The 11135-nt window shown below is 52.4% G+C and carries 9 protein-coding genes and 1 pseudogene; 4 read left to right on the top strand and 6 right to left on the bottom strand.

Annotated elements, in window-relative coordinates; genetic code table 11:
• Positions 1-867 precede the first annotated feature (867 nt).
• The 5 genes from PHV74_11635 to PHV74_11615 form a co-directional block, all read right to left on the bottom strand.
• Positions 868-1386 (bottom strand): cohesin domain-containing protein, encoded by a 519-nt coding sequence (locus tag PHV74_11635; GenBank protein MDD5095013.1) that lies wholly within the window; start codon positions 1384-1386, stop codon positions 868-870.
• 34 nt (positions 1387-1420) lie between these two features.
• Entirely contained in the window at positions 1421-3154 is a 1734-nt protein-coding gene (locus tag PHV74_11630) for a cohesin domain-containing protein (GenBank protein MDD5095012.1), read from the bottom strand.
• A complete protein-coding gene (locus PHV74_11625; protein MDD5095011.1) occupies positions 3115-3792 on the bottom strand; it encodes a hypothetical protein in 678 nt (225 codons plus the stop codon). Before PHV74_11625 ends, PHV74_11630 begins: the two co-directional genes overlap by 40 nt.
• A 113-nt stretch (positions 3793-3905) precedes the next feature.
• The gene (locus PHV74_11620) at positions 3906-5366 is read right to left on the bottom strand and encodes a hypothetical protein (GenBank protein ID MDD5095010.1); all 1461 of its coding nucleotides are present in this window, start codon (positions 5364-5366) and stop codon (positions 3906-3908) included.
• Positions 5363-8293: a cohesin domain-containing protein gene (locus PHV74_11615; protein MDD5095009.1), complete on the bottom strand. Its 2931-nt coding sequence runs from the start codon at positions 8291-8293 to the stop codon at positions 5363-5365. The genes PHV74_11620 and PHV74_11615 overlap by 4 nt, the downstream gene beginning before the upstream one ends.
• 958 nt (positions 8294-9251) lie before the next feature.
• On the opposite strand from PHV74_11615, the pseudogene PHV74_11610 reads away from it, so the two are divergent.
• From PHV74_11610 to PHV74_11595, 4 genes and pseudogenes are all read left to right on the top strand, one after another.
• Positions 9252-9440 (top strand): annotated as a pseudogene (locus tag PHV74_11610) (type II toxin-antitoxin system HicA family toxin).
• 9 nt (positions 9441-9449) lie between these two features.
• The gene (locus PHV74_11605) at positions 9450-9662 is read left to right on the top strand and encodes a type II toxin-antitoxin system HicB family antitoxin (protein ID MDD5095008.1); all 213 of its coding nucleotides are present in this window, start codon (positions 9450-9452) and stop codon (positions 9660-9662) included.
• 32 nt (positions 9663-9694) lie between these two features.
• A complete protein-coding gene (locus PHV74_11600; GenBank protein MDD5095007.1) occupies positions 9695-9910 on the top strand; it encodes a type II toxin-antitoxin system HicB family antitoxin in 216 nt (71 codons plus the stop codon).
• Positions 9907-10095, top strand: coding sequence for a type II toxin-antitoxin system HicA family toxin (locus PHV74_11595; GenBank protein MDD5095006.1), 189 nt, complete (start codon positions 9907-9909; stop codon positions 10093-10095). Before PHV74_11600 ends, PHV74_11595 begins: the two co-directional genes overlap by 4 nt.
• Before the next feature lie 40 nt (positions 10096-10135).
• Here the strand turns inward: PHV74_11595 and PHV74_11590 are convergent, their stop codons facing one another.
• A complete protein-coding gene (locus PHV74_11590) occupies positions 10136-10267 on the bottom strand; it encodes a hypothetical protein (protein ID MDD5095005.1) in 132 nt (43 codons plus the stop codon).
• Between the last annotated feature and the right edge of the window lie 868 nt (positions 10268-11135).

Below are 11135 nucleotides of genomic sequence, written 5' to 3'. Positions count from 1 at the left end.
AAAGCGCTCAATGGCTTGGTCAGGGTTGCCGACTTTCAAGAGGCGATGGCCCTCTTCAGTGATCTCTATTGCCCTTTGGGCCGCGTTTTCAGTAGGCATTTTTCCATCTCCTTTGCCGTGTTACTCCGTATCTCAGCCTTTGGATTTTTGGGTGGGCAAGAACCTGTAAATACGAGAATCACCGGATAACTGAGTTCAGTTTGCCGGAAGCGAATGTGTTCGTGTATAACCCAAGTCACATTCAAGATGAAATGGTATGTTTTAGCGTAACAAGATGGCCGGTTCATAGTCAAATTCCCCTCTCTTCCTACACGAGATGAGCCTGAAATCGTGACCGTTTTCCAGACACAACGAGCCCAAATGTTCGGGAAAGTGGTTGCGCTCAGAAAAGGAGACGCCATCATGTGCAGTTACAGGAGCCACAAGAAGTACGGTGCCAAGAGGTCTGGGTTCGATGTTCAGTGATTTTGTCAGTATGGTGGAGACCGAGTTTCTGTTATACCTCGAACTCCCCGTCCGTCGTTTTAGATACAAAAAGACATCAGCCATTATCAGCTGAGGTCTTTTTTGATCGTGGTGGAGACGGGGGAGGGTCGAACTCGGCCTGAAACACGGACTGATGGAACAGATCATAGTTCTGATGACAACAACCTATCCTCATGCTGGCGCAATGATATTTGCTGCGCCCCTCTCAGCTTGCCTATGAGGGAACTTCATGGGATAGAGTGACCGCCTAACCCCTTTTTCCTAAGTGATCTTCGCTCGCAAACAGAGTCTCAAAGCGAACTCCGTGATCGTGAAGAGTCTTCGCCATCCATATCGCCACAAGGTCTCCGGTGACTATCTGATGTGCGATTGAGCTACTCCCTATTTCGAAAATTCCACCAGCGGTGAACTCGCCAGATTCCCCTTTTCGGACATGCTTCCATTAGAAGTCTGGGCGATGATGTCCACAAGGGTGGTAGCGTTGTGAGCCTCCACTGTCTGCAGCTTTAGAGCAGAAGTCCCGGCGGCATTGAGCAGCTTGAACCTAATAATGGCCACCGATCCATCGCCGGTGATGCCGGAAGAATCAATGATTCCGATGATGACCTGTCCCGAGTTCTTTGTGTTGAATTCCAGCATTGCGTTCTGAGCCAGCGATCCGGCCACAACTTCCGTTGCCTGCAAAACGGTCGCATCATACTCCAAAACCATATCAAAGCTGCCCACATTATTGGCGCCTTCAATGCGTATCGGCACCTGAATATTCCCGGTCGCTTTCGCCTCTGGTGTTCCATCCGAAGCGGCCCCGTCATCCTTGTCACCCCCGCCTCCGCACGCAGCACCCAGGGAAATTGCCAGCATCAGGATAATCACAAAACAACCTGATCGAAGTGCCCTCATTCCTATCCTCCTAGCCGATATCCGGCATACTATCCTATCCGCCCTGGATTGCCATCTGCAGAATTTCTCGCGCATCCAAAGAGGTCACCTTTCCGTCTCCAGTCACATCCATAACCGGGTCCGCTGCTTTCTTGCCCACCGCCATTTGAAGAGCGCAGAGGGCATCCACTGCAGAGAGCTTGCCATCTCCATCGCAATCTCCCCGGAGATCATCAGAACCGATGACCTGAAAAAGGCCATCGTGAGTAGCCAGAGCCATGCTGTTGTAGTCCGACGCATTTGCTGTTGCCTGGGCGATCTCTAGTTTTGAAGAAGAACCCTCGGCGCCGATAACGGTGAACCGGACATAGGCCACCGATCCATCGCCGCTGAAGCCCTGGCTATCGGCCAATGACACGCGGATGGTCCCTGATGAGATGACATAATCGAAGATAGAATTGGCAGTGAGGCTGCCCTTCAAAACCTCTTTGGCGGTGAGAACGCTTGGATCATAGGCGAGTGTGAGATCGATGTTGCCCGTGCTCCCGGTGATCCCTTTAAGCATCAGCGGTATTTGAACCTCGCTGCCAGTTGGCTTACTGCGAGACTCAAATGTCAGTCCGGGCTGCCCCGTCGATTGAGTGGTTGTCTTCAGAACGAGTTCCCCTGAGGGTTGCCACGCTTCCACAACACTCGGGTGAAAGGGAACCGGATCCGATGGCACCCCACCTGGCCGAACGGTGGTCATCTCTCCGGGCCTGAGTATCACAGACTTTTTCATGCCAACATCGGAGACATCCACAAAGTCTTCCAATACATAGTAAGTGGTAGTTCCATCCTCATCAGCCATCACTTCGAATTGAGTGCCCGCCCAGTGGCCTCTGCTGGCCCCCGTCTGCATCTCCTTGATTCGCTCTCTCCACACTCCCCGCTCCTGCGGGTCATCGAAGCTCTCAAACCACTGCTCCAGCGTCTGTGGTCCTTTGACGTCAAGATTGAACTCTTGCTGTCCAGTCGAAGGTCGATTACTCTCTTTGTAATATTGCTCCCATTTCCTGCCTTCAACGGCAATTCTCCCTCTGATGAGCGTCAGGGTCTTCCATCCCTGGAATTGAACGCGAGCATTGGCGATTATCTTGACTGTGCCGGTAGTACCATATCTGATGACGGCATAGCCCCCTCCCTGTTGGGTGACGGCATCATCAGGGGCTGTCTCAATCATGTCCCCGTTCTTAAGCACGAAAATGTCTCCAGGGAGCACTTCTTTTCCATTGACGGTTACTTTTCCCATGGCAACATCCAGCCAGGGATCATCGGGCAGATCCATCGTCGACATTCCCTGGAAGGGAAGTTCCCATGAGCACCATTTCCAGGTTACGCCCCCCCGATCATCGTAGACGCCCACAAAAATCATGCTGCCGGAGACCGATGGCGCCGGTAAACTCACATTCATCGCGGTTACACCATCTTGCACAGTGGTGCTGGCAATCATATCGTAGTTCTCTGCCTTATACTCTTTTCTAAGCATGAACCACCTGAACCTCAGTTTGTCCCCATCTTCATCGGTGGCTTTTGCCTCAAACTTCAGATCTCCCAACCCGCCATGTGGCCCAGGTGTATATCCCAGAAACATGACCGTTAATTGCGGAGGATGATTTCCGGCACACCCAGGGATCATCGAGAAGGCACAGTCATTCAAAGCGGCATAAGCCTTTTCGGCATCAGCCTCTGTCTTGTGATACTGCGTGGTTATCCTGATCTTATGCTTCCCCAGCAAATGCTGTCCCACAATCTCGTAATAGCGGCTGCCGTCGGGAAGGGTTTGTTGTTCTCGTATGTGTCCATGCGATCGCGGGATACCTCAACATCTTCGTAAAAGGAAGTGGCAGCATCGCTTTCTGTGTTATAGGCAATTATCTGTATGACTCCCTCACCTATGGAGTCCCCGCTGGCATTCAGTTTCTTGTAGACGCATCTTGTCTCGGTGAAGGGGGGAGTGGCCTCAGGAAAAGATTCCTTGTAACCATCGTAGGGTTCCATGCCACTTGCCGCGCAAGCGGGGCACTCGGCCTTCTCTTCGGCATCAGGGGAAAGCGCTTGTTTCTTACAGGTATCCACTTTGCCTATGAGTGTCGAGTAACATATGGTCTCATCCTTGGTCTTGGTGCACGTCACATATTCCTCAAACGCCGCTTCGGCACATGGGGTATAACCAGGCTTGGCACAATAGAAGTCAGAGAATATCATCCCGCAGGTTATCTTCGGAACCGTCAGAACGCCAATCTTGGTCTCGCAGCATTCCTCATACTGCTGTGAACAGCCGTCATCAGTTTTCGCCATTGGAGTGGTTATCATTTGGAGGGCCAGCAGCAAAGTCAGTATGACACAGGTTTGCCCAACACGCTTTAGCGAATTCAAGTACGCCATCACAAGACCTCCAATTCAAGGGCCTGTCGAACGTTATTCCCAAGTTGCTAAACAAAAATCGTCTGCCCGATACCCATTTTGCCACCGCCTTTCACATGGTGGGACTTTCCGAACTATTTCCTGCATGCATCGATTGCGGTTTGCAGTTGTTGGTCGCATGCTATGGAATCTCCGTTTCCTTTCATGCAGGCGAGGTACTGCTGAAATGCAGCCTGAGCACATGCGGTATACCCGGGACGACCGCACCACGCATCTGAGAATATCAAACCGCAGGTTATCTTCGGCATCGCCAGACCTCTGACTTGTTCATTGCAGCATGCATCATAGAGGGCTTGGCAATTGCCAGGCGGAGCAGTAGTTATCTCTTCTTCAACGCATTTGCCGTCCTTGCAGACCAGCCCTGCCGCACACGGTGTCTGCCCCTCCTTTTCTTCGCAACAATACTCGTCCTTTTGGCCGCACAAGTAGCAGTGCTGGTCCGGACCACAGACAACGCCAGGCTTGTTTCTGCATGGGCTGATTTTCTGGCAGCATGATGTTCCCGGATCAGTTTGTCCCGGCTTACGCTTTCCGACATATCCGCAGGCGGTCGGGTCACGATTGTAAGTCTGGTCGCTGAGCTGGGACTTACCGGCTGCTGCCCCTGCACAGTGGCGGTTCTGAGCGGCCATCTCTCCCCTTAATGTGAGGTGCTGCCAGCTATCAGGGATAACCACATCGTTGGTCCAGCTTTCTAACTTGTCAATATCTCTGTCTCCCAATCCCCACACAACAAACTGGTGTCTACCTGTTGGAGATGTAAATATCAGAATGTCTTCCTCTCCAGCCTCTTTGAGAAGATAGTAAACGAGAGCCGCGTTCTCAGCACACTGCCCTGCTTTCACATTCCACACCCACTGAGCTGCCCGTGTGTAAGTGGTCTCAGCACCGCCCATGTTGTCTCTCCAGTTGTTGAATAGACGCTGCTGCTCTGACCAAAAAATTGATTGGGGATCGAGTGGTGTCCCCAACTTGGCCATCTGCGCCACAAAAGCAATGGCCTCTTGCCATATTTTGATCTCTTCCTGATCATTGAGGTTTCTTATGGCTAAGTCTGCGATTGTTGCAACCCTCTGGGCGACCTCCCATCTGGGTCGCCCTATTATCCTTTTCACTTCGCTGACGGCTTCGTCGAGCGTCCGCGGCTGTATGCTGACGCCTGCTTCCTTATCGGTCCTGACACAATCCACCGTTACCGTCACGGTGGTGGAAAAACGATATGAAATACCAGACATATCTGATACCGTCACGGTATAGACACCGGACATGGATGTGTTAGCTTTAGGGATGGATGGAGAACTCTCTTTGCTGGTAAAGCCGTTTGGGCCTTTCCATGAATATTGAAGGTTAACTCCCACAGCTGCAACTCTTAATCTTATGGTGTCGTTCAGGCACACTGGACTATTGCTGGAGGCAGTATCGCTGGCAGCATCAAGAGAGGGAGCAAGGGGGCTGCCCGGCAGAGGGTAGGCTGACCCGGTGGCAGGCAAGGCAATCATGAGTAGTGCGAAGAACAATACTGCTGCTGTCTTCATTTCTGTGCCTCCTTAAGCATCGTCTCGATAGCGTCCGCCAGTGAACCGCTGCAATAATCCTTCATGTTGTCAGACAGTGCTGTACCTCCGGCCAAGGCGCTCATAGGAATGGAGCAACACATTTCTTTCCCCTCCCATCCGTGCCATGTCATGTCCTCGACGACTTTCTCGCAAATTTTGCAGTTGCCCCCTGATTCGCCTTTTACCTGGAGGAGGTATACCGTCTCCCCGGCTGGGCTCGGCACAGTGATAGTCTCTTCGAAGGTGAGGCACTCTGAGAGGAAATATTGCGATGTGACGGGCTGAGTAGGAGTGGGCGTGGGAACGGGAGCAGTGCCGATTGCCATCTGCAGGATTCTTCTGGCGTCCAGCGAGGTGACTTTTCCGTCATCGCTCACGTCCAGCGCCAGGTCTTCCGCGCGCTTGCCCACCGCCATTTGAAGCGCGCAGAGGGCATCTACCGCTGATATCTCACCGTCTCCATCGCAATCACCCCGGAGCACATCTTCACTACCGAGCACCGTGAACAGGCCGGTGATTGTCTTCATTTCCATGATCCCAAGGTCTCCCGCCCGATTGGCCAAAACATCATCGATCTCAAGAATCGAGACCTCACCCTCGGCTCCGATAATCTCGAACCGGGCATAGACCACTGATCCATCGGCGATGAACCCCTCCTGATCCGCCAAACCGATGCGGATTGTCCCGTCTATGATATTGGAGTCGAAAAGAGAGTTCCCCGCGAGCCCGCCTTTCACCACCCCTATGGCCTTGAGTACGCTCGGATCATAGCTCAAAATCAGGTCCATATTGCCGATGCTTGCCGTTGCCCCGCGAAGCATCACCGGGATTTGAACGGTGGTTCCGTTCTGTCCGCTTCTAGACTCGAAGACGAGCGTAGCTCCACCGGCCACAGATGGTGTTGATGTTGGTGTCGTCGTGGGCGTGGTGGTAGGCACTGGTTGTGGCGAGGGCGTCGGGCTAGGGGTCGGTGTAGGATTTGGAACAGGCGGAGCCGTGGGCACCGGAGTTGTCGGGGCTCCACCGTAAAGCGCGCTCACTTCGCTCTGACTCAGGGCATAGTTGTAAATTCTCAAGTCATCGATGATGCCCTTGAAGTACTCCGTCGATCCCGGCGGGTCCTTACCAATCAGGAGTTTGGCCGCCGAGTTGGGGAGCGTGCCGGTCCAGGCCTGCGAATCCTTCAATGCACCATTGATGTAAAACTTGATCGTGCTTCCGTCCCACGTGGCGGTGACCAGATGCCAGAATTTGAAATCCCCCATGGTCCTCGACGTGACATGCTGGTACCAGTTGTTTTTCATCACCCTCACCTGGGGATATTTGCCGTCGATCGAATGAGAGAACCCATAGGGGGAAGTGCCATCAAGAGCGGAGGTATCGCCCTTGGAGAATATTACCTCCCACCCACCCGTTCCGGCGTCTTCTTTGTAGAGCCATGCAGAGAACGTAAAGGAAGTGGAAATATCCAGCGAGTTGCTGTCGGCCACTTCAATCCAGCTCGCGCCATCGAACTTGGCTCCCTGGACGATTTGCGCTGAGGCAAAGGTCATATTTCCCTTGGGAGTTCCGTGGTTCCCATAGCTGGAATGATCTTGGTAGTCGCCATCAAACGGATAGTAGGCTACCATGGCTGGGCCGGCTATAGGAGTGGGAGTTGATGCAGGCAGCGGGATAGACATCCGAAGGCTGGTGATCTCGCTCTGGCTCAGGGCGTAGTTGTAAACCCTGATTTCGTCGACCAGCCCGGAGAGATAGGCACCAAAGGATGGGTTAGAGCCGATGTTGAAATAATCCCAGCCTGATCCCAGGCTTCCCGCCTCCTGGTAGAGCTCGTCATTAACATAGAACTTGACCGTTTGGCCATTCTGATCCCAAATTGCTGCCATAAACACCCACTCATTGACGGTGACGGGATAATACCCCAGGACTGCTCCCGATCCTGAAAATGCCGACCAGCCAAGTCCGCCGCCGCGGTTGTCGATATCGATGGTGCGATCGAAACCGCCATTATCATGGGAGATCAATGTTCCATAGGCCTGGGTTGTCTGAGCCCATGCGGTGATAGTGAGTTGAGGCATCGCGCTCGGATTGATGTTGATAGGAACGGATACATAGTTATCCTTGCCATCGAGGCTCACCGCCTGGCCTTTTGCTCCGGCAATAAAGGTTCCCCCATGCAGGGTAGCGTGATTTCCATTCCCCGAGTAGTCGTTGGCGTTTCCATCGAGAGGATAGTAGCCAATGAGCCCTGTAGAAGGAGTTGACGTGGGCGATGGCGTCGATGATCCGGATTTCTCCAGCCCGAAGAAATAGATGGTCACGTCCTCTCCGTGTGTGCTCTCGACCCGAATAGTATGGGAGGTCGAGGGAATCCCGGATATCTCAAGGTAATTGACAAAGGCACCCCCGGGCCAATACCCGTCTGTCCCATGTGTGTTTCCCTTCCATGCCTCTGAGCCGTCAATATAGACCGTGGCCCAACCATCATTGCTGTCCCCCCAGAACTGGATGCCGACCGTTGCTGTGGAAATCGTCGTATCCGCCTCAACCCAGGAGCCCGTACCCATCAGCGATATCCACTGATAGTATCGCCAGATCGTTCCGCCGCTGGTGATAAAAAACTCATCAAGCTCTGTCACATAGTCGGTGTTGGCATAAGCAATCACGTCAGGGGGGTTGGCGAAGGAACGGGCATCTCCGCTGCGGAGAGTGACGCTTCCTGAGAATGCGCCTAGTTCCGACGTCATGCCCATAGGGCGATCACTCGCCTGGTGAGCGGCCAGAACCACAGACGTGGATACGATCACTAAGACAAGGATGAGCAGAAAAGACGATATGAGAAAAGCCAGCAGTTCCATTGAAATGCCGCCGTATCGAGTCCCTCGACAAATCCCTCCCCACATTTTTGGCCTCTTTCTCGCATTATTTTCGTTTTTCGGATATCGACGCTAACCCGTAACATGTTCTCTCAGAGCAAGGGCGCTTACCCACACAGAACGGTCAGCGTTCACTCAAGGTTTGACACCTTGGCCCGGGAGTAATGAACCAATCAGATGGTCAGCTTGATGCGCCTTGGGGCACATTCGGACCGGTTTGCCCCGACAAGTGATTTATGAATAGGGTAAACCATTATGGCTCATCAAAAATTTTGTTGTCAAGCCTCAACCCTTGGGCTCGGGTCAACAATGGGTAGAGAATTGGTAAAGCCCGGGATGACTGTTCTCTGTAGACCGTCAGCTAAAATGGTACACGAAAAGGGCTAGAGAAACCAAACACTTGGTCCGGTTCCAAAGAGCAGTCTTCTCAGTCCAACGCGGCATTTTGGAAGGTTTTCGCGCATCGCTCAACCCATGACTTTATGCCTGTGACCGCTATAACTGAGGCTAAGAGGAATTCTTGGGTATCGAGGGATGGAGCAGGGTCGAACTCCCCCTGAAACGCAAGGCCCTCATCCGTCTCGTCCTCTGGACGGACATATCAAGACCAATTATCCCAGTCCATTTTGGTCTAAGCCTCAATCCCATCTTAAATGCCGGTTGCTAGGACTTCATCCTATCTACCGATGGTATCTATCCTCTCATCGTATTCGGTTTCCCTGCCCCTTTTCCGCCGTCTCATTGAGCTGATAGCCTACAGTTACTATGTTGTACTCATTGGTGTGTCGGATGGTATAATGCCTTCATAATGGCAAGACTCAAGCAATGGCATACCGAAGGAGTCCTGAATCAGTGCGGCAACAATCAAGCACATCGAGAATCGATTGCAAAGGCCGACCTTCAAAACCATTCGTAAGTTAGCCAAGGTGTTAAAGATAAAGCCTGCATAAATCGGCTTCAATAAATCGCCACAAGCAGACCATAAATGAAAGTGCGTGATATAATCAAACTGGTGGAGATCGATGGCTGGTATCTGGTGACTACCAAAGGGGATCACCGACAGTACAAACATCCCACCAAACCGAGGCGAGTGACGATCGCCGGGGCTCCAAAGCATGATCTGGCCCCCGGAACCTTAAACAGCATCGTGAAGCAAGCACAACTGAAGGAGAAGAACTATAATATGCATCGCTTTCTAGTGGTAGTCGAGAGAGCCGAGGGCAACTATTCGGCATACTCGCCGGACCTTCCCGGCTGCATCGCCACCGGCAACACTCAGGAGGAGGCAGAACAGAACATGCATGAGGCCATTAAATTGCATGTGCAAGGTCTTATCGAAGACGGTTTGCCCATTCCCAAGGCAGAGTCCTCCGCTGAATACATTGCCATCCACTAATCCCCAGAGATCACGGGACAAGGGAGGTTTCCATGCATAATGAGTTTACCGCGATCATTGAAGAGGACGACGGATGGTTCATCGCCTATTGTCCGGAGATACCCGGCGCCAACGGCCTAGGCAGAACCATCGAGGAATGCCGCCGGAGCCTGGCAGAAGCAATCAACCTGATTCTGCAAGACCGGCGGGATGATGCCCTGCGCGGAGTGCCGGAAGAGGCCATCCGCGAGACGGTTGTCCTGAAGTGAAACGCAACACCCTCTTGAAGCACCTGCGCAAGCACGGCTGCTACCTCAAGCGGGAGGGCGGCAGCCATTCCCTGTGGTCCAACCCCAATACCGGCGAGGTGGAAGCCGTTCCTCGTCACTCCGAGATTCCCAACAAGCTGGCCCGGAAGATTTGCAAGGGCCTCTCCGTTCCCGAAATCGGCTAAATCCGGGCAATTGCTTGGTGCTGCCGTCCTTCAGTTCTCTCTATGTCCCCACTACGGCGCTGTGTCCTGGCAGCGCACTATCCGCATAGTGCCGCTCCACCATAGGTTCGGCGGGGATGAAAGGAAAACCGCAGAGATCACGGAGCACCCAGAGATGTAGATTATTTTCCACTCCGCGTCCTCTGCGTCCTCTGCGGTGATATTCCCCTCCTCGGGCCACAGCAGCCTTACCATAACAAGTTATGGTAAGTGGGGTCATGAGGATTCAAGGTGGACGGAAGGACGGCAGGGGGATAAAATAAGAGGCCGGATTGCTCCGGCCTCTTCGCCAGAACGTTAACGGACTTGGCCCACTCTCATGGGTATCAAGCCATGAGGATCAACAGCGAATACCTAGACAAACTCCAAAGTTGAATTCTTCGGAATTGTGTCTAGCGTCAACCCTTCAAAGAACATGGAGACCTTGGAACCCAGAAACTTTACTTCGTCGATCACAAGAGGTAAAACATTACCATTGGGCAATATCACATTAACCCTTTGCCCAGCGATACAATGTTGGGACACATCCCCAGGATCATTGATGACTAGCACTATACCTGGCCTATGATCTGTTTTGTATTCAGGTTTGATTTCGATTCTGTCTACTATCGGATATGTCATAGCATCACCTCACCCTTATCAGCGTTGGATATGTATATCCAATTTCAAAAAGATAGGATTTGGTTTGATTCAATTCATTCAGTACTTGAATGTCAAAGTCAGATGGTCCTGTGACTTTGACATGTGTATGCCCAAGAACTCTACGTATAACTTGCTTCTTTCCTCCAACATTTATGAGCAAGTCATCTCCCTGTTTGAGCAAGTTAATACCCTCGGGGCCACCTTTTACGAGAATGCGCTGACCGTTTTTCAGATTAGCCCAACTTCCGCAGTTTCGAAGCTGACAGGTGCTTCTCCCGAACGTAAAGTTGGTACTACATTGCTTTAATTTTCATTCGCTGAGGGAGGTGCAGCCCAAGCATCTGGAGGAGAACTGCCTG

Source organism: Dehalococcoidia bacterium, from assembly GCA_028711995.1.
Taxonomy (GTDB): Bacteria; Chloroflexota; Dehalococcoidia; order SZUA-161; family SpSt-899; genus JAQTRE01.
This window is presented reverse-complemented; position numbering and strand designations above follow the sequence as displayed.